Here is a 20,677-nt window from a genome sequence, read left to right on the forward strand (position 1 = left end):
ACTAATTATTTTCTTCTGTATAGCCCATCAAAAGCCACAGATATCTTTTCGCCTTCTTTAGTTTGGGTGATGACTTCCCAATACTGCCTTACAGTACCATCATCGTTATCAGTCCAAGTAACTCTATTAACAAACTTATTGCCATCTTTGTTTATGGCTTCATCAGTTTGCAAAATCATCTGATTACCTTTTTTATTACCTTTTAGATGAAGACTTGCCCCTTGATTGTCTATCCAAACTTGTTCCCATTGTTTAGCAACGACATTATAAAAACTATGACTTGTACCTGTATAACCTGGACTAGCACTAGTCCATCTTTCTTGAAGTACACATTTGCCCAGAATTAATTTTAGGTCATTCTCTCCTGCTTTATTTCCGTTTGGCAATGTCACATCCCATTGACCTTCCCAAAAGGCAAACTCAGCATGTTTCTCAGTACAACATGCACATTTATTATTTTGAGCAAATAAATGAGATATAAAAATTAGAGCAAAAAATGTGAAAATACTTTTTTTCATGATGATTTAGTTTATCCCAAGTTATTAAACCATATTTAATTATATCCTAATGTTAACATAACATTTACAAGAAGAAAAGTCTTGATATTTGTAAGGTAAGAGATTAGTTAGTCTTTACATTATGTCAGTTAGTTAATAAGTCGATATGCCAGTATCGGCTTTTTCTTTTTATAAACTCAATATCTCGAAATACTGATATACATATTTAAGGCGACTACCATACCAAGAAAACATTTCGCCATCTACAAGGATAATTTCTTTTTTTGGAAAAGAATGCTTCAATTCTTTTATATGTTTTTCTTTAAATGGAAAAGGTTCACTAGAAAGCATTATAACTTCGACTTCTTTTAATTTTGAATGGTCTAAAGAAACCTCAGGATAACGCGTTTCAGTTGTAAAGATATTCTTAAAACCTGCTTCGGAGAGCATAACATCTACAAATGTATTTGAAGCAGCAACCATCCATGGGTTTTTCCAAATAAAATATGCAGCTTTCCGTTTTGGTAAACTTTGAATTTTATTCTGAAAATACTCACGCTCTTTCTTAATTTCAGAAATAATTAAATTAGCTTTTTCTTTAACCTTAAAGATATCACCATACATCTCAAACAATTCAAAAGCATCGTTCAGATTATAAATATCACTGATATGGATTGGGGCAATCTTTTTTAAACTTTCAACAATCTCAAAGCTATTTTCTTCTTTATTGCATAAGATAATATCTGGTTTTAAGTCCTTTATTTTATCAATCTTAATGGTTTTTGTACCCCCAACAATAGTTTTTTGTTGTTTTAGTTCTTTTGGATGAGTACAGAATTTTGTTACACCAAAAATTGAATCTCCTAAACCTAAGTCAATTAACAACTCTGTCTGCGAAGGCACTAATGAAACAATTCGTTTTGGTGTCTCTTGTATATTAATTTGTCTATTGAGTTGATCCGTAAATGTCATGAGAAGGTTTACTTGGCAAGTATGTCTTTCATTTCAGCCTGTAAGGCAAGTGCTTTATTTGCGGCAGCTTCAGCAAAATCTTCACTTTGCGAAGCATAAATAATACCTCTTGAAGAATTAATTAACAAACCAACATCATCTGTCATTCCGTATTTACAGACATCTTGAAGGTTTCCGCCTTGAGCACCAACACCAGGAACAAGTAAGAAATTCTCAGGAATAATTTGTCTTATTTCTGCCAAATATTCGGCTTTAGTAGCACCAACCACATACATTAAATTCTCAGAATTCTTCCAAGTTTTGGAGGTTTTTAATACCTCTTTATAGACTTCTACACCATCAATAGTTTTAGTCTGAAAGTCATATGCGCCTTGATTAGATGTTAAAGCCAAAAGTATGGTGTGCTTATCTTTAAATGTTAGAAATGGTTCTACAGAATCTTTACCCATATATGGCGCAACAGTAACACTATCAAAACCTAAATCTTCGAAAAAGGCTTTGGCATACATTGTACTTGTATTACCAATATCTCCACGCTTTGCATCTGCAATGGTATAAATTTCTGGGTGATTTTTATTAAGATAATTAATAGTCTTCTCTAAAGATCGCCAACCCTTAATACCATAAGCTTCGTAAAATGCTGTATTTGGCTTATAGGCCACACATAGATGGTGCGTGGCATCTATAATTGCTTTATTAAATGCAAAAATTGGGTCTTCTTCTTTTAATAAATGCTTTGGAATTTTATTTAAATCCACATCCAATCCTATGCAAAGAAAGGATTGCTTTTTTTTGATTTGATTAATTAGTTGATTTGTTGTCATTCTATAAAAAAAGCCTCAAAAAAGAGGCTTAGTATTTAAATTACATCGTCGTTAGCTTTTAATAACTCCGTATTTTCAGCTAACATTAATTCGTCTATTATTTTTTGGATATCACCATTGATGATATTTGATAAATCATAAAGTGTTAATCCTATTCTGTGATCAGTAACTCTTCCCTGAGGGTAATTATAAGTTCTAATTTTTGCACTACGGTCGCCGGAGCTTACCATACTTTTACGTTTTTCAGAATCAGCGGCTTGCTTTTTGGCCAACTCTAATTCATATAAACGTGAGCGCAATACCTTTAAGGCTTTCTCTAAGTTCTTATGAGATGATTTCTGATCTTGACAACTTACAATCATTCCCGTAGGTTCGTGATGCAATTTAATTGCAGAATACGTTGTATTTACCGATTGCCCTCCAGGACCTGTAGATGTGGTACGTTCAATACGCACTTCAGTCATATCTAATTCTACATCAAACTCTTCTGCTTCTGGTAACACCATCACGGTTGCAGCACTTGTATGCACACGTCCTTGCGTTTCTGTTTGTGGCACACGTTGTACACGGTGAACACCCGCTTCGAATTTCATAGTTCCATATACATCTTCACCTGAGACTTCAAATATAATTTCTTTAAAACCGCCAGATGTTCCTTCGCTAGTACTTACAACATCAACACGCCATCCTTTATCGCTACAGTATTTTGAATACATACGATACAAATCTCCCGCAAAAATACTAGCTTCATCTCCACCTGTTCCAGCTCTGACCTCTACAACCACATTCTTAGCATCATCTGGGTCTTTGGGAATCAGCATAAAACGAATCTCTTCTTCTAAAGCTGGCACTTGCTCTTTTGCTTCTTCTAATTGCATTTTAGCCATTTCTACCATCTCGGCATCAGAACCATCAGCAATAATTTCTTCAGCTTCGGAGATATTGTCTAATAGTGCTTTATAAACTGCACCTTTATCTACAATCTTTTTAAGGTCTTTATATTCTTTATTAAGCTTTATATAACGCTTTTGGTCAGATATAATATCTGGCTGTATAATAAGGTCATTAACCTCATCAAAACGCTGCTTAACTATTTGGATTTTCTCTAACATCTATCATCAAAAATTGAGGGATAAAAGTACAATAATTATTCATTTTTATTTTGGGTTTCTTTAGGACATATTAACAGTAAAAAATAATTAATAATAAACCACGTTAAAGAAGTATATGCATCGTCTCCTAGCTATACTTGCATTTTATAAACCGTTTGTAGTTTGGTCTTTAGTTGTTAATGCTTTGATTGGGTTTTTAAATCCGCATCTAGCACCCGCACTTATTACCAAATTATTTCTAACGGTTTTTGCGTGGTATTATGTCCATGAAACCTCGCAACGACGAAAATTGACCTTTTATAAAAACTTAGGAATTTCGCCGATAAAATTATTTTCGATTTTATTTATATTAGACAGTGTATTGACCATCATTTTCCTTACAGTTTTTAAGGAATTTACATAGCTTGAACATTGCCTAATTATCAAATTTTGACTCTAATACTAAACTATATTTAAAAACTAAATAAAACCTCTAAAAATGATATAATATTACCCAAATGATATTTGAATTAGATAATGTAGAACTTTACTTTAAGAACAAACGTATTTTAAACGGCATTTACCTAAAAGCAGAAACTGGAGAAGTGACTGGTGTTTTAGGTAGAAATGGCTGTGGAAAAACTAGCCTTCTAGATATTGCTTTTGGTAACCTAAAACCAAAGTATAAACTTATTAGAATAGACAGTAAGCCTCTTTTAAAACCTTTGTATAAAGCTATATCAACTAAGTACTTACCACAGTATGATTCTGTTCCTAAGAATTTTAAGTTGAAGTCTCTTTTTGAATTATTTGAAGTTAACTGGACTACTTTTACAGATCAGTTTGAAGACTATTATCCTTACCAAAATTATAAGTTTGGTCAGCTTTCTGATGGACAACGCAGATTTATAGAAATCTATATCGTCTTAAAAAGCAATAGCGATATTGTACTTTTGGATGAGCCTTTTAATGGTATTTCTCCTTTAATGATTGAAGGTGTAAAACATATAATATCTGATGAAAAGCTTAATAAGATAATTATACTTACTGACCATAGATATGAGGATGTTATTGATATAACTGATACGCTATATCTTCTAAACAACGGCACAACAAAATTGATTAAGGAATTAAATGAACTTGAAGATTATGGATATTTGAGTGTTGGGAGTTTGTCTTAGTATTCAAACTTACCAAAATCACTTTTAATGGTTAATTTCTTTTTATCAGAGGCTTCTACTCTACCAACAACCTGAGCATTGACATTAAATGATTTTGAGATGCTCATAATATCTTCGGCAACTTCTGGTTTAACATATAGTTCCATACGGTGACCACAATTAAAGACTTGATACATTTCTTTCCAATCGGTTTTAGATTGCTCTTGTATAAGCTTAAATAGTGGTGGAATTGGAAACATATTATCTTTTATAATATGTAAATGGTCTATAAAGTGAAGAATCTTGGTTTGAGCACCTCCACTACAATGCACCATACCATGAATGTCATCACTACTGTATTTATTCAAAATCGCTTTTATAATTGGCGCGTAAGTACGTGTTGGAGACAATACTAACTTTCCAGCATCAATTGGAGAGTTTTCAACCTTATCAGTCAACTTTATCTGTCCTGAGTATACCAAATTTTCTGGTACAGCTGCATCAAAACTTTCGGGATATTTTTTCGCCAAAGATTTATCAAATACATCGTGACGCGCAGAAGTTAATCCATTACTTCCCATACCACCATTATATTCGGTTTCATAAGTAGCTTGACCAAAAGACTCTAGACCTACAATAACATCACCTTCAGAGATGTTTGCATTATCTATAACATTACGACGCTTCATCCTTGCAGTAACTGTTGAATCTACAATTATGGTACGTACTAAATCACCAACATCTGCAGTTTCTCCTCCAGTTGAATGGATTGTTACTCCAAATGATTTTAAATCTTCTATAAGTTCCTCTGTTCCATTTATAATAGCAGAAATAACTTCGCCAGGAATTACATTTTTGTTTCTTCCTATGGTCGAAGACAACATAATACTATCTGTAGCACCTACACAAAGTAGGTCGTCAATATTCATAATCAATGCATCTTGCGCTATGCCTTTCCAAACAGAAACATCTCCAGTTTCTTTCCAGTACATGTATGCCAAAGACGATTTTGTACCGGCACCATCTGCATGCATAATCAAACAATAATCCTCGTTGTTAGTCAAGTAATCTGGGACTATTTTGCAAAATGCTTTAGGAAATAAACCCTTATCAATATTCTTTATGGCATTGTGTACGTCTTCTTTAGATGCAGAAACACCTCTTTGCGCATATCTCTTACTAATATCTTGACTCATTATTGTTTGTTATTAAGCACAAAAATAATTGAATTAATTTCTATATCTAATTACTAGAACAAAAAAAGCATTCAATTATTTTGAATGCTTTTTTAATGTTATATGACATATACTTATTCAAAATCTGGCATTTCAGCATTCTCTATCAATGATGTTCTTCCTGCCGCATTATTATTTGGCAATAAATCAGTTACAAAAATATTACGTTGCGAAATACCATCATTTGATGTATTTGTAAAAATTACTTCTGCTTCATTTGGTGTAAATCTGCAATCAAAATCATTTGTACCAGCAATTTTTCCATCAGATAAATCAATAGTATTACTCGTATTTCTATTATATAAAAATATGTGAGAATCTAATTGTCTGTAATTTGAACTTTCAAATCCAGAGACATCATACCAATAAATTATTGATTGGTTATCTACCGAAATATCTAATCCGCCGGCTGCGCCAGAAACTCCAGATAATATATTATCAATAAGTATTCCTGATAAATCAATTGTATATACCGACACATTATAACCACTAACATCATTAGTTTTAATTGCTAATAAGCTTTCATCTGCACTAATAACCACTTCGGTTATAAAACTATTATCAGGTGTCTGATATATCTCTTGAAGTCCTGTTCCATCACTATTGATAGAATATAATCTATCGAAATTTGAATAATAGAATCTTCCACCATTATCTGTCCAAGTAAAATCAATCTCATTTAAATCAAAACCATTTATAGCTACTTGAGATGTAATTTGCTCTTGGTTTGAACCATCTAAATCCATTGTGAAGATATGAGTTTCAGAGCCACTATTTGATAAGAAAGCAATCTTATTCGCAGTCACATTTCTTCTTGGTCTGTAACTATTAATTAAAGAAGACGTTAGTTGAAGTTCATTACCTTGAGCATCAGTAGAAAAAATAACATTATTATCTCCAATCTTTCTAACAAAAGTATATCTAAATTCAGGCGCAGTAACTGTCTCAAAAACACTAACTGCGCTTTGAATTACATCAGTATTTATATTATCCTTAGCACCTACTTGCCAAAAATACTTGAGTCCAAATCTTAGACCCGTGATATCAAGCATTGTATCATTTACTGTAGAAAATGATAGAACTTCTTCATCAAAATCATTTCTAAGTTCAATACTATAAGTAATATCATCTTCATCAGGATCACTACCAGACCAAACCAATTGCACATCTAATGGGACGTCAACAGCATTATCCGTAGGAGTAACTAAAACTGGCGTATTAGGAGGCCTGTTATTGGCAGTCTCTATATTTAATTCAAAAACAACATTAACTGACGAATTTGCAGTTATCTCAACACCTTCAAAGGCAGCTAAAAATCCGTCAAGTTCAGCTTGAACAGAATACTGATTAACAGGTATTTCTTCAATAATAAATTTACCTTCAGCATCAGTGAAAACTGTGCTAAAATTTGGGTTCGTAGAAATTTTTACATTCTCTAATGGTAAGTTTGTTCCATTAGCAACAACAATACCTGTAAGTGTTCCATTTTCAAGGTTATCAAGTGTATCTTCACTACAATTAATAAAAACAAAGGCTAATAACAAAGTGATTATACTTTTTATATATTTTTTCATGTTGTTATTTTTAATTTTCATCAACTTTACTATCTTTTATTTGCTTTCTATTAGCTTTTCGTAATTCACGTAATTTTTTACGTGCTTCTTTTTTTGAAACATCAGAAGTATTATCACCCTCAGAATCCTTAGCTTTTTGTGCTCTGATATTAGCCTCTCGCAAAAGTCTAAGTTCTTTTTCCTTCTGATTTTTTAATTTTCTTTTGCGTGTACCTTCGTAAGTAGGTGGGTTTAAATAAAAATTAAGACCAAGTCCAAATCTATAATAAAAATCATCACGCTTTCCACTAATAGCTCCATCTAATTCATCAGTAAACACAATATTTTGCTCTCCAAATAAATTTATTCCTAACTGATCAGAAACCAAGTACTCCAATCCAATACCATACTGAAATTTTAAATCTACATTAGCAAAATTGTTTCTAGCATTAGCACCCATGCCAGAGTAAATATAAGGTGTGAAATTATCATAGGGTAAAATTGTAAATTCAGCATTAAAATCAAGAGAAGTGAATGCCTCATCTAAATTGCCTTCATTTCTTAGGTTAAACTGATTAAGTGAAGTATTAATATTTAAGAAAGGGTTAAGATATCTTTTATAACCAACTCTAGCAAAAATTTCAGGTTTAGGCTTAGGTAAATCTCCATCTATTATACTAGTACCGACGGATATATTAATTGCAGATTTCCCACGGCGATCTCTATACAATCTATCATGCAATTTTGTATTAGATGATAAACTCTTTTCTTCGTAATAATCTATTAATAGCTGATTAGCTGCATCTTTTTCAGATTCATCAACAGACCAAAGACCATCTGATATTCCTTCAACTACTAAAGAATGAACTGCTTTTTCTACAGCTTCAGTAATAGCTAATTGTACTGGTTCATTTCTTGTAAAACCTGTTTCTGCCTCTAATAGCCTTTGAAAACTAACAAATCTAAAGAAACTTGCATCAAGTGCTTGAGAAAGTATTGTTTTAGACACATAAACAGTTTTTAATATCTCTCCTGTAGATGTAGATACAGCGCGCAAATATATAGTTATTCTATCTTGTCTATATTGAGTAGAACTACCAATACCAAAATATCTAGCTCCTAATCCTCCAGTAACAATATTAGTGTCATAAGACACTATTCCACCTTCTAATAAGATTCCTGCAAATAGTAAAGGTCTTAAACGCTCAGGCTGTGTTCCATTAAGCTTAGAATATTCTTCACGAGTCGATTTAATAATCTGTCTTTCATTCAATAGATTATTCAAATTCTCTCTTTCTGTAGGTATAAACCAATTTGAATCTTCCAGTGCTTTTAGTAAAATTGCAGTAGACCCTTGCGTAACAGCAGTACTAAATGTACTTCCGTTCTCAGTTGGCTTAAACTGTCCAGTTTGGTCTCTAAAATTATAAACTCCAACAACTACCTGTTGTTGAGGTTTAGGAAGATTTGTAAATAACTTACTAATTTTTGTTTCTTCACCTAATCGAGCTCGTTCCTCACTGACGGGTTGATTAAAGTATGTGCCGCAACTAAACATAAATATCATTAAAAACAATGATATTAGTAGTTTATAATTTTTCATAAAAAAATATATAAGTCTAGAGAATATTACTCTAATTACCTGGAATTATAATTTGGGTCTGGTCTCCATTAGTTATGTCTAAAATATCAATAACTAATCCTTCTGCAGATTCAAAAATTTCTACAACTAGGGAACCGAAAGAAAAAGTTCCTGGAGTAAGGTTACCATCCGCACCAAATTGTTGTGTGAATAAAGATCTTGAGATTTGATTTAGTAATTGGTTATTCAAATTTTCGGTAAATGCCTCAATTTCACTTTGCTGATTTCTAAGATTGGCATCTTGTTCTTCTGAAAAGGGATTTTGAGCTTGTGCACTACTCAATAAGAATTGATAATTAAACGTATCACCTCCAAAGTTTGGGTTTACAGGACGATACACTAATTGTTGAGAAAAAGATTCTGTAATCGAGAAAATCGATATTAATGCGAAACAAAAAAGTAGTTTTTTCATGATGATTTGGTATATTTTAATATTGTCTGATTAGGCTTTTATTTTTTTCTAAGGTAACAAAATATCTTAATACATTCTTTATAGCTATTTTAGTCTGCTCTAAAATAAAATCTCTTTTTGGATTTACAAAAAATCGATGCACAATTGTATTACCAATTATTACCTCCATTATTGTGTTTCTACCAAAGCTAAATTTCTCTTTAATTTTTACGATTTCTTTACCGTTAATCTGATTAAGTCTGTAAGCAGAAGAAAACTCTATAAAAAAATCTCGTCCTGGTTTTGTTTTAGTATCCTCAGTTATTATACCTCTAAAACCTGCATAACCATCTTCAGCCAATTCTGGAGAGTTTAAAACAGTTTTTTTTATCTGCTCTTCATTATTATTAATTACAACTAATCGGTCTTTTGCTACCAATTGATTATCAGAATCATAAATTAACAAAACTACAGTAACCTTATCTTTTGTTACATTATTAACTGTTGTAGAGGCTAGTATCTTCTTTTCAGTGGCTTGTAATACGAAACGACCAGATTGTTCATTACGAGACACATTATTAGTTCTTGGATTTTTCTTGTATACGTAAGATACGTATCTAAGGCTCTTAATTAAATCTGTATTATTAGTTGCTGTAACATCAATTTTTATGAGCTCAGAAATAGCCTCAGTCTTTATTTTTGCTACCACTTCTTGGTTTGTTATTTGTGAATAAATATTCCCAGAAAACAACAAACAAAAAAATAATACAAATAGTTTATTAAACATCTTGGTAATTAAAAACTCCTAATAATTACGCTTTGGCTATTGCCTAAAAGCTTAATTGACATTTTATTTGTTTGAGAATTTGTACCAAATCTCTCAACAGTTAAATTATTGCCATTTTGCAAAATATTCAAACTAGCAGAATCTACATTACCAAAAGTAAAATTGGTAACTTTATTATTGTTTCCTGATTGAAAAATTTGTTCAGAAACATTATTTACTGTACTTGTACTATTTATAAAGTTATCATTCCCAGATTGAAGATGTGATATATCAGATATACCTTTTGAAGAAACATTGGATATTACATTATTATTAAATCCAATTTGCTGAATCATGACAACATTATTACCACTCTGTTGTGTTGGAGTATTAGTGAAATTTCTACTAACTTGTTGAAGTTGTAAAAAATTAGATACCTCATTTTTATAATTAAATATCTTGGAAACTTTTTTGGTCTTACTGTTATCTACATCCTCTAACTCTTGAGACAATACTAAAACAGGTAAAAGAACAACTATTAATAAAATTATGTATGGCTTTTTCATGTTAATAATTATTTATGTGTCTCTCTTTTTACAAAAATAACTAAAAGAAAGGAGAATTTTTCACTCCTCTCTTTTAGTTTATTTTAATGCTATTTCTAAGAATTATTTCTTTCTTAGAAAGGTCCTCCTACTTGAGTAGTTGTAGCTGTATTAAGAGCTCCAGTTTGCATAATAGAACTTGTGTGACCCGTACCAGTTTGGTAAGTAAATGCAGTGTTAGCCAATCCGTTTTGATTTGTATATGCATCATTACTAAATCCTAATTGATCAGATACAGATAAGTTAAAGTTACCATTTTGGATAGTTAAAGAACTATTATCATCACCAAATTGGTATTGACCAGATTCGTTTCCTAGTAAGAAACCGTCAAATTGAACAGCTGCAGCATAGTTACCATTACCAACTTGTAATTGCTCAGCATAGTTGTTAGCAGAGAAAAAAGATTGATCTATGTAAGCATCGTTACCAGCACCATCTTGTATTTGAAGAGCAGTGTTATCAAAAGAGAAAAACTCTTGCCACACTTGTCCAAAGTTATCTTCACCAAATTGGTACTGAGTTGATGTATTACCAGCACCAAATTGATCAGCTTGAGCTTCATTACCCTCGCCATCTTGATACTGCATAGCTGTGTTTGATAACCCATCTTGATCTACGTCAGCTATGTTATCTTCACCATATTGGTCTTGATCAGAATCGTTATCATTACCTACTTGATTAGCATATGCACGGTTTCCATCTCCTCTTTGATATTGGTCAGCAGTGTTACCAGAACCTCCAAAGTTTAATTGATATACATCTGCAAAGTTGTTAGAACCTCTCTGTGTTTGCTTAGAGTCATGGTTCTCTCCTTCTTGCCATGCATAAGCATCGTTTCCATCAGATTGGTTAGGACCACTACTTTGGTCTTGTCTAGACGTGTTGTCATCACCTAATTGTACAACATCCGCAAAATTGTTATCAAAACGTTGCTTTTGGTTAGATTTGTTTCTTGCACCCCATTGGAAAGCATAAGCATCATTATCTTCTGCATAACCTACACCTTGATCAATATTAGATCTGTTTTTGTAGCCTAACTGAGTAACAAATGCTAAGTTACGATCACCATCTTGCTTTACTTTAGATCGGTTCTTTGTACCATCTTGATACACATCAGACCTGTTATCAACACCTCCAATACCAAAGTTTTTACCATCTTGGTCAACTTTAGATTTGTTTTTGTAACCAGTTTGATAAACGATAGATCCGTTTCCAGCTCCATTTTGGTCAACATCACTGTCATTAGATTGTGCAAAAGAAACTCCTCCGCATAATAATAGTGCCGCGGCACCTAAAAAATAATTTTTCATAATTTTTAATTTAATGGATTAATTTAAATAGATTAATAAATGATTAATTAATAAAACATAAAACTTTTATGTTTAACTTTTATATAATTCTCAATCCATAAAGAAAGAGATTACAATTCTTTTTAATACTATAATCATTAAAATATTCTCGGGGAACAGAATAACTTTTCTTCATAATTATTTCGTCTTAAAAGTATTTGAAAAGTGCTAAAACACATATCAAAAACTGTTACGAAACAATGAACATAACATTAAATTTTTGGGGGAAATAAAATTCAATTCACTTACTTAATAAAGTGAGTTCAAAAGAAAATTAATTAATTGATTAATAGCTTTTAATGTTTTAAACTTCCATTACAGAAACTTCAACATTACAAATGTATACTTTATTACTTTAGACCAATAGTCTTTAAACGAATATTTAATCTTTTTGTCGAAAAATCGTTAAAAAAATAAATTATCGTTAGTAGAATACGTCAAAATATGATAATGATTGAATTTTCTTCAACACGATAGGACCGCTTATTGCTTGATAATTAGCAAAGTAAGAGTCTTAAAAGATTTTTTTTCTTTAAAAACCTTACTATCCTTTTTGACTTTCAAAAAAGTATTAATTCACAAACTGCGAAAACCTTATAGTTAATAAATAGAACACTGTTGTTAATAACAAATGTTTAAACCTCCTTCTTTTTATAGTAGTGAAAAATGAAAAAAAATTATCTTTGGGCTTTCGCTAATTTAACACAACACAAAATGAGCAAATCCAAGTTAGAATATATTTGGTTAGACGGTTACAAACCAACACAAAACATGAGAAGTAAAACTAAAGTTGAAGACAACTTTAGTGGTAAATTAGAAGACTGTCCAATATGGTCTTTTGATGGTTCATCAACAAAACAAGCAGAAGGTGGATCATCTGATTGTCTATTAAAACCAGTTGCAATTTATCCTGACCCAGCACGTAATAATGGATACTTAGTAATGACAGAGGTTTTAAATGCGGATGGCACTCCACATGAATCTAATGGTCGTTCTACTATTGACGATGATGATAACGACTTTTGGTTTGGTTTTGAGCAAGAATACTTTATTATGGACAAGGATACGCAATTACCTCTAGGATTCCCAATTGGCGGTTACCCAGGACCTCAAGGTATGTATTACTGTTCTGTTGGTGGTAGAAATACACATGGTAGAGATTTCGTTGAAGAACATGCAGACTTATGCATTGCTGCTGGATTAAATTTTGAAGGCATCAATCAAGAAGTTGCTTCTGGTCAGTGGGAATTTCAATTATTTGCCAAAGGTGCAAAAAAAGCTGGTGATGAAATATGGGTAGCTCGTTATTTGTTGGATCGCTTAACAGAGCAATATGGCTACTATATAGAATACCACCCAAAACCTGTAAAAGGTGATTGGAATGGTTCTGGTATGCATGCCAACTTCTCAAACACTGTTTTAAGAACATGTGGTTCTCAAGAAACTTATGAGAAAATATGCGAAGCTTTTAGACCAGTTGTAAAAGAACATATGGCTGTTTATGGCGAATATAACGATCAGCGTCTAACAGGATTACATGAAACAGCTCACGTAGATGATTTTTCTTATGGAGTTTCTGATAGAGGAGCATCAATTCGTATTCCTATTATTACTGTAGAAAAAGGCTGGAAAGGCTGGTTAGAAGATCGTAGACCCGCATCTAATGGAGATCCATATAAAATTGCAGGACGAATAGTAAAGACCGTAAAGTCTGCAAATATTTCTTAGTGAAATTTATATATAAAAAAAGCGATCCAAATGGGTCGCTTTTTTTTATAACTTTTATTTTTTTCTTAACTAAAAGCCAGTCCTATAAATATTAAGTAGGCTATAAAAAGTAATAATCCTTTACGGCGCCCTATAGTAAATCTCTTACCAAAAAACACTAACGGTATAAGAATTGCAGCAAAGCAAATCATCCAAAATATATTTGTAGATAAAATCTTAGAAGACTCGACAACTATTGGTTTTATCATTGCAGTAAGTCCTAAAACAGAAGCTATGTTAAATATATTAGACCCTATTAAATTACCCAAAGAAATGGCTTTCTCTTTTTTAAGGGCAGCTATAACTGAAGCTGCTAATTCTGGGACACTTGTACCAATAGCTATTACTGTTACAGATATAGCATAATCACTTATGCCTACAGCTTTAGCAAACCCTTTTGCGCCATCTACTAACCACTCAGAGCCATAATACAAACCTGCAGCACCAATAATAAGCCAAATACCTATTTTAAAATTTGAAACAACAGCTAAACTTTCATCTACTTCTTCAGCAATACTCGCTTTTGTTTTCTTTCGAGAATCTCTAATTAACAAAAATAAGAACCCTATTAAAACAATAAATAATATTGCGCCTTCAACTGAGGAAAGCACATTATCATTACTCAGAAAGAAATACAATGCAAATGACATAAACATTAGCATTGGCCAATTAAGCTTGTAAAACTCTCTATCTATTATTAATGGAGAAATTATTGCGGTAATACCTAAAACCAAACCTATGTTAGCAATATTAGAACCTATTACATTTCCCAAAGCTATATCACTAACGCCATCTAATGCTGCCTGTAAACTCACTAACAACTCTGGTGCCGATGTTGCAAAAGATACAACCGTCATACCAATAACAAGTTTAGATAGCTTAAGTTTAAAAGATAACCCTACAGATGCTCTTACCAAAAATTCTCCACCAACAACAAGCAAAACCAATCCTAGGATTATAAGCAATACATTCATTTATATTCAATTTTTTGCGAAGATAGTGTTTACTTTTTAACTATATATTCTATTCTTTTAAAGGATTAAAACTAAATTTTAAGTTAAATAACTATAAAAATAGTTTGATAACTACAAAAATAGTTATATTTGAATCCTATTCATCTATAAAAACATATAGCACATGCAAAAATTAACAAACAAAGAAGAGGAAATAATGCACATTTTGTGGCAATTAGAAAAAGCATTTGTTAAAGATGTTTTGGCAGAGATTAAAGAAGACAAACCCCATTACAATACATTATCTACTATTATTAGACATCTTGAAGAAAAAGGATATGTTGCCTATAATGCTTACGGAAAAACACACCAATACTATCCAATTATTACTAAAGAGGCTTATAAAGCCAAATTTATGAATACAGCTATAGCGCACTATTTTAACAACTCCTACAAAAACATGGTTTCCTTTTTTGCTAAAGAGGAAAAAATTAGTGTTGAAGAACTTAAAGAAATTATAGAATTAATAGAAAAAAAGAAATAAGATGGACTATTTATTAAAATCTAGCGCCTTACTCTTTTTAATGTATTTGGGCTATACCTTTTTTTTAAAAAAGGAAACTTTTTTTAATCATAACAGATGGTTTCTATTAATTGGTCTTGTAACCGCATTAGCATTGCCTTTAATCGTTATCCCTATATACACTACTATTGAGCCAATTACAATAATAGAAACACCAACATCATTTGTTAATACCTCTGCAGAAATTACTCCTAATAAGAAATCATTTGATTGGTTACAATTATTGACTAATATCTATTTTGTAGGCTTAGTTATATTTTTAATACAGTTTATATTACAATTTGGTTCTTTAGCATTTCTTTTGCTTAAAAACTCAAAAGATAAGGACGGTATTTACACCTATGTGATTGTAAAAAATAAAATCTCCCCATTTTCATTTTTCAAATGGATTGTTTACAACCCAAACTTGTTTTCGAATGAAGAATTAAAACTAATACTTAATCACGAAAAAGTACATGTACGCCAATGGCACTCTATGGATATTATTATATCTAGACTCACTTGTGTCATATTTTGGTTTAATCCGTTTACATGGCTATACCATAAAGACATACAGCAAAATTTAGAATACATAGCAGATGCAAATGCTCAAAACACATCAAACTCAGAAACCGATTATCAACGTTTACTCTTAAAAACAAGTGTTGGTGATAATACTATCAATCTTACATCAAATTTTTATAATTCATTAATCAAAAAACGAATCATCATGTTACAGAAACAACCATCAAAGTCAATCAATCGTTTGAAGTCTATTTTTATTTTACCCCTTCTTTTGGTTTTCCTAATGAGCTTTAATACTAAAGAAGTGTATATAGAAAACGTAGAAGTAACAAATGAGAGTAAGCTAGATACACAAAATTCAAAACTAATAGAAGTCGTTTTTTCTAAAAATACTTCTGACAAAGAATTAAGCAAAATCAAATCTGAATTAGCAAAGCAGGATGTTATAATGACCATAAATGAAATTAAAAGAAACTCTGATGGCTTAATTACAGAAATTGACTTATCCTTCAAGTTTAATGAAGGTATGACTAATTACAATGCAGAAGACAGTGATGGTATAAAACCATTTTATTTTAAAGCTGACACTAATGGTTCCATTAGTGTTGGCCCAGCAACAAATGAAATAATAGAAATAATTGAAGAACCAGAGGTTATAGAACTTATTGAAGTTAAAGAGGAACCTATTATCGAAATTATTGAGGAAGAAATGGAAATTGAAAACGATAAAAAACAAAACAGATTCATTATTCATGATGCTGAAAATGAGGTAGAAATCGTTGCAGACTCTGTTTTAGTTGTGGAAGGTAGACCAAAAGTTAAAGCGACATATACATATGTTACTAAAGACACTATTATAGTTGGCAAGTCAATTAATAAATCGAAGGTTATTGCTAACGGGAATGTTAAAATCCGAAGCAACTCTTTTGTGGTTAATACTGACTCCATCAAAATTAGAAATGCTAATGGTACAGATCCTATTTATATTCTAAATGGCAAACGCATATCTAAAAAAAAGTTTCAAAAAATAAATTCTGCCAAGATTAAAACTATGGATGTGCTCAAAGACAAATCTGCTATAAAATTATATGGTAAGGCTGCAAAAGATGGTGTTATTATAATTAATACCGAAGAAAAGGGGCCATGGAAAGTATCAACAAAAGTTAATTCTGTAAAATCATATAAAGAAGCATCTAGTGGTGACGTAAAACAGTTAATTGCTTCTGGCAAGAAACCCGTAATTGTAATTGATAATGAAGTCATGGGGAATATAAAAATAAAAGATATTGATTATGATGTTGCCAAATCAGTTAGTATTTTAAAAGGAGAAGCAGCCATAAACTTATTTGGAAAAAAAGCTAAAGACGGAGCTGTAGTAATATTCACCAAAGATTATAAAGCTGTTAAACCGGATAATGTAAAAGTAGTTGTATCTGGAATACATTATGAGGATGATTTAAACAAAAGTGAAAATGCAATTTTATACTACGTAACTAAAGACACCTCTGATAAAGAGCTAAAACAATATAAAAGTAAACTAGCAAAACAGAACATCACAGCAAAATTTAATAAAGTAAAGCGAAATGATGCCGGTGAAATCATTAGTATTAAAATTTCATTATCAGATGAAAATGGTGCTAAATCCAGTGCAAGCTGGAAAGATGATGATGGAATATCAAAAATACTAATAGGCAAAAAAGGAAATAAACTTATCGCTTCTTCAAGCTACTAAAAGGAAAAGCCTAAACATTATTTAAGTTTAGGCTTTTTTTTATTTAATCACTAAGCGTTTAGTTTCAGTTTTGTTAGCATCTGTAAACTTCAATAAATACAAACCTGAAGACAACCTAAAATCAACCTTATTAGAACTGTCTGGTTTTAATGTTTCAATTTTTCGGCCTTCAATGGATAAAACCTCTATTATTGTTGATTGTGTTATACCCTGAAATGTTAAGCTGTTTTGTGTAGGGTTTGGATAAAACGAATATCTATCTAACTCCTCATTATTAGTACTTAAAGCACCGTTAAAAACCATTCCTACTTTGTCTCCCCATATATAATCCACAAGGTCTGGCAAATCAACTAAAGGATTTCTGTTACGTTGCCACTCGTAAACAACATTGTTTCTGTTCATTTCATAATCATCCGGAATATCATCTTCATGCCACTGTATTAAAGTTGCCAAATCACCTAAATTACCCGTAGGGGAAGAACTCGGAAAACCATTTACAATTTGCAAACCATTATACCTCAACTCTAAATATAACACGCCACGAGCAACATCGCCTCTAAAACTAATTCCCACATCATTTGTCACATCTATATTTGAAGGACCATTATACTCATCAGAATCAAAATTATTACTGTAATGCCTGTTACTCCTTCTACTATTTTCTCCTGCATCTGCTGCCCTTAATGCATGAGCATCAGAATTACCATGACGAAGGGAATCCGCATTTGTAGTTATAAAAGAATTTATACCAGTAGCAAAATCATCGAAATCTTCCCAATCATCATATCCACCTCTTGATCGCGGAAATGTATGTTCTCTATTCCATTTACCATTACTGATGCTTGAATTTTGTACATCTAGTTTAGAGCGCCCTTCTTCCGTATAGACCAACCAAACCTGATTACTATTTAAAGGGTTTTGATCTGCACTTTTAAGTATATCTACAACATCTGCATAACTATGCGTTCTTACTACATTTGGGTCTGCAATAATTGCTTGCACAGCATCTCTTAAATCTTGTCCAGCTTTTCCGTTAAGACTACTGTAATAACCAGAAGGCTGTGCACTAGTCACTTGGTCATAGGTTGGATTTAATGGTGTACCCCATGCAGCCATAGTAAAATCATTATCTACAACACGAACAGTAATTAAATTATTTGAAGCGGCAATAGGCTCTACTAAATCTAAAAACCGAATTTCTAATTCTTCATCACCTTCGTCATCTGAATCATCAGTAATTGTAATTGTTGTTGTAGCAACATTTTGACCATTTGGTATAGTAATCTCAGTTGAACCTATAAAATCAGAAGAGTTAAACGTTAAGTTATTTAATGAAATATTGAATGTAACATCAGAAGTCACATTCTGGTCAGCTGTAAATGTAATTACAAAACTATCACCCTCATTATACTCTGTTGAAGAAACAGAAATTTCTATTGTATTAAAAACTATTCCACTACCATCGTTTAATGCTCTAGGTGTTGGCGTAGCAGCTATATAAGTTCCATCATTTTGCCTTTGTAAAGATCTTGGATTAGAAGTCGTACCATTATCATTGTACTGAATTGTTTCTCCTAAAAGACCAAGTAATACCGAATCATCAGCATCATTAGTATCGTATACTAATGCATCAATTAAATCTGTTTGTGTTGCAAGTGTTCCTTCAGGAAAATCATTTACTGAAGCCTGATATATTGCAATAGCATCTGCACCATTCTGAATAACATTATTTGGAATCACAACTTGCGGAAAAGGACTTACCAATAAATTCCCAAGAACTAAAAGTCCATTGCTATCCGTGGTGTATCCATTTAAGTCATATGCTAAATAACTTGAATCACCTCCATTAGTAGAACCATTAAAAAACACCAAAATATATCCGTCAGTTGAAAAGTTTGGTGTTAGAGATTTTATTTCAATAAATTCTTTGTCATCAGTACTAGGAGTGTCTGGATCAATCTCATTAATTACAAGCACTTGTGATTGTGCAAAAAATGAAACTAAAAAGAATAAGAGAAAAGTAAAATTGCGCATACTTAATTTTTTGCAAATATACGTTTATTAAGCGCCGAATTATGTTAATTAACTATTATCAAATAGAAGTAAAAAAAATGACATCACTTATCCTAAAAAAGTTCAGGTATTAAAACTAAAAAGATCAAATCCTCAAAAACAGCTGTTTTAAGCATAAAACTTCCCTTGAATTTTAAAAACAGCTCTTAAAACCCCCTTGAAATGTTTCAATTAATAACTAAATACATATTAAAATATAACATATTAAAACACAAATAAAGATAAATAGGTTTCATTTTAAAACTATTAAAATTTTTTTACTTATAAATTCATATTTAAATTCACAGATTTTAGCAAAAGTATTTGGCAGAAGGTTAATAGCCTATATATATTGAAAACTCAATCAAAAAATTGTAATAAAATATTAACCTTTAAAAACATTAAACCATGCTAACTATTGTAAAAGTAATTGTAGAAATTATTTTCTCGATTTAAGATTTTAACCAATCAATCAAAAATGTAAAACTTAGCTAAAAGCTAAGTTTTCTTTTTTTAGATATATTTGAACATTAGGATATATCATGAAAAAAAATATTTTTAAAGCTTTAGCTAAAGTCAATAAGGTCTTACTACCTTCTTTTACTAAAAAGCAATTAGATATCGCAAAAGCAAAGAAATGGCAATTAGCCATCATAGGATGGCGCGCTTATGTTACTATGAATGCTTTGGATTAAAGTTTTTTATTATAGCTAAAAGAATAAATTATAAAAATGATAGAATAAAAAAGCTTATCAATATTGATGAGCTTTTAGTGACTACAGATTGACTCTGTCATGCCTAACAAAGCTCCGCTTTAAGAAATCAAAACCTTACTAAAACAAAAAAGCAAGCTATTAGTTTTAGCTTGCTTTTGGTTTATTCGTGACCTCGGCAGGATTCAAACCTGCAACCTTCTGAGCCGTAATCAGATGCGCTATTCAGTTGCGCCACGAGGCCTATTTTAAGTGGGTGCAAATATAATATATTATTTAAAAAACATC

At 31.6% G+C, this 20,677-nt stretch carries 18 protein-coding genes and 1 tRNA gene; 5 read left to right on the forward strand and 14 right to left on the reverse strand.

What is annotated here, in order from left to right; all coding sequences use genetic code 11:
- Positions 1 to 5: 5 nt before the first annotated feature.
- The 4 genes from IEV10_RS12500 to prfA all read right to left on the reverse strand — a co-directional run bounded on the left by IEV10_RS12500 (position 6) and on the right by prfA (position 3,405).
- Entirely contained in the window at positions 6 to 518 is a 513-nt protein-coding gene (locus IEV10_RS12500) for a hypothetical protein (protein WP_188375059.1), read from the reverse strand.
- A gap of 168 nt (positions 519 to 686) precedes the next feature.
- A complete protein-coding gene (locus tag IEV10_RS12505) occupies positions 687 to 1,469 on the reverse strand; it encodes an ABC transporter substrate-binding protein (RefSeq protein WP_188375060.1) in 783 nt (260 codons plus the stop codon).
- 8 nt (positions 1,470 to 1,477) lie between these two features.
- Positions 1,478 to 2,293: an orotidine-5'-phosphate decarboxylase gene (gene pyrF / locus IEV10_RS12510; RefSeq protein WP_188375061.1), complete on the reverse strand. Its 816-nt coding sequence runs from the start codon at positions 2,291 to 2,293 to the stop codon at positions 1,478 to 1,480.
- A 35-nt stretch (positions 2,294 to 2,328) separates the two neighbouring features.
- Positions 2,329 to 3,405, reverse strand: coding sequence for a peptide chain release factor 1 (gene prfA / locus IEV10_RS12515; protein WP_188375062.1), 1,077 nt, complete (start codon positions 3,403 to 3,405; stop codon positions 2,329 to 2,331).
- A gap of 497 nt (positions 3,406 to 3,902) precedes the next feature.
- On the opposite strand from prfA, the gene IEV10_RS12520 reads away from it, so the two are divergent.
- The gene (locus tag IEV10_RS12520) at positions 3,903 to 4,565 is read left to right on the forward strand and encodes an ATP-binding cassette domain-containing protein (RefSeq protein WP_188375063.1); all 663 of its coding nucleotides are present in this window, start codon (positions 3,903 to 3,905) and stop codon (positions 4,563 to 4,565) included.
- Here IEV10_RS12520 and IEV10_RS12525 read toward each other — a convergent pair.
- The 7 genes from IEV10_RS12525 to IEV10_RS12555 form a co-directional block, all read right to left on the reverse strand.
- The gene (locus IEV10_RS12525; protein ID WP_188375064.1) at positions 4,562 to 5,740 is read right to left on the reverse strand and encodes an AIR synthase related protein; all 1,179 of its coding nucleotides are present in this window, start codon (positions 5,738 to 5,740) and stop codon (positions 4,562 to 4,564) included. The two genes, IEV10_RS12520 and IEV10_RS12525, sit on opposite strands and share 4 nt — an antisense overlap.
- Positions 5,741 to 5,853: 113 nt before the next feature.
- Complete coding sequence (locus IEV10_RS12530) at positions 5,854 to 7,353, reverse strand: carboxypeptidase regulatory-like domain-containing protein (RefSeq protein WP_188375065.1); 1,500 nt, start codon at positions 7,351 to 7,353, stop codon at positions 5,854 to 5,856.
- Positions 7,354 to 7,363: 10 nt separating this feature from the next.
- Positions 7,364 to 8,935: a CsgG/HfaB family protein gene (locus tag IEV10_RS12535; RefSeq protein WP_188375066.1), complete on the reverse strand. Its 1,572-nt coding sequence runs from the start codon at positions 8,933 to 8,935 to the stop codon at positions 7,364 to 7,366.
- A gap of 31 nt (positions 8,936 to 8,966) precedes the next feature.
- A complete protein-coding gene (locus tag IEV10_RS12540) occupies positions 8,967 to 9,386 on the reverse strand; it encodes a curli production assembly/transport component CsgF (protein ID WP_188375067.1) in 420 nt (139 codons plus the stop codon).
- Between the two features lie 16 nt (positions 9,387 to 9,402).
- A complete protein-coding gene (locus tag IEV10_RS12545) occupies positions 9,403 to 10,152 on the reverse strand; it encodes a CsgE family curli-type amyloid fiber assembly protein (protein WP_188375068.1) in 750 nt (249 codons plus the stop codon).
- Between the two features lie 8 nt (positions 10,153 to 10,160).
- Complete coding sequence (locus tag IEV10_RS12550) at positions 10,161 to 10,697, reverse strand: hypothetical protein (protein WP_188375069.1); 537 nt, start codon at positions 10,695 to 10,697, stop codon at positions 10,161 to 10,163.
- A 113-nt stretch (positions 10,698 to 10,810) separates the two neighbouring features.
- Positions 10,811 to 12,046 (reverse strand): hypothetical protein, encoded by a 1,236-nt coding sequence (locus tag IEV10_RS12555; protein ID WP_188375070.1) that lies wholly within the window; start codon positions 12,044 to 12,046, stop codon positions 10,811 to 10,813.
- 753 nt (positions 12,047 to 12,799) lie between these two features.
- Here IEV10_RS12555 and IEV10_RS12560 point away from each other — a divergent pair.
- Entirely contained in the window at positions 12,800 to 13,813 is a 1,014-nt protein-coding gene (locus IEV10_RS12560; protein ID WP_188375071.1) for a glutamine synthetase beta-grasp domain-containing protein, read from the forward strand.
- A gap of 65 nt (positions 13,814 to 13,878) precedes the next feature.
- Here the strand turns inward: IEV10_RS12560 and IEV10_RS12565 are convergent, their stop codons facing one another.
- Positions 13,879 to 14,826, reverse strand: coding sequence for a calcium/sodium antiporter (locus tag IEV10_RS12565; protein ID WP_188375072.1), 948 nt, complete (start codon positions 14,824 to 14,826; stop codon positions 13,879 to 13,881).
- A gap of 163 nt (positions 14,827 to 14,989) precedes the next feature.
- On the opposite strand from IEV10_RS12565, the gene IEV10_RS12570 reads away from it, so the two are divergent.
- Positions 14,990 to 15,349, forward strand: a complete 360-nt coding sequence (locus tag IEV10_RS12570) for a BlaI/MecI/CopY family transcriptional regulator (protein ID WP_188375073.1) — start codon at positions 14,990 to 14,992, stop codon at positions 15,347 to 15,349.
- Between the two features lies 1 nt (position 15,350).
- The gene (locus IEV10_RS12575; protein ID WP_188375074.1) at positions 15,351 to 17,624 is read left to right on the forward strand and encodes a M56 family metallopeptidase; all 2,274 of its coding nucleotides are present in this window, start codon (positions 15,351 to 15,353) and stop codon (positions 17,622 to 17,624) included.
- A 39-nt stretch (positions 17,625 to 17,663) separates the two neighbouring features.
- Here the strand turns inward: IEV10_RS12575 and IEV10_RS12580 are convergent, their stop codons facing one another.
- Entirely contained in the window at positions 17,664 to 19,658 is a 1,995-nt protein-coding gene (locus IEV10_RS12580; protein WP_188375075.1) for an endonuclease, read from the reverse strand.
- Between the two features lie 560 nt (positions 19,659 to 20,218).
- Here IEV10_RS12580 and IEV10_RS12585 point away from each other — a divergent pair.
- Positions 20,219 to 20,371 carry an SsrA-binding protein gene (locus IEV10_RS12585; RefSeq protein WP_188375076.1) on the forward strand — a complete coding sequence of 51 codons (153 nt, stop codon included), beginning with the start codon at positions 20,219 to 20,221 and terminating at the stop codon, positions 20,369 to 20,371.
- Between the two features lie 188 nt (positions 20,372 to 20,559).
- Here the strand turns inward: IEV10_RS12585 and IEV10_RS12590 are convergent.
- Positions 20,560 to 20,633: transfer RNA gene (locus tag IEV10_RS12590), tRNA-Arg, on the reverse strand.
- Positions 20,634 to 20,677: the final 44 nt, after the last annotated feature.

This window comes from Winogradskyella haliclonae (assembly GCF_014635865.1).
GTDB lineage: Bacteria > Bacteroidota > Bacteroidia > Flavobacteriales > Flavobacteriaceae > Winogradskyella > Winogradskyella haliclonae.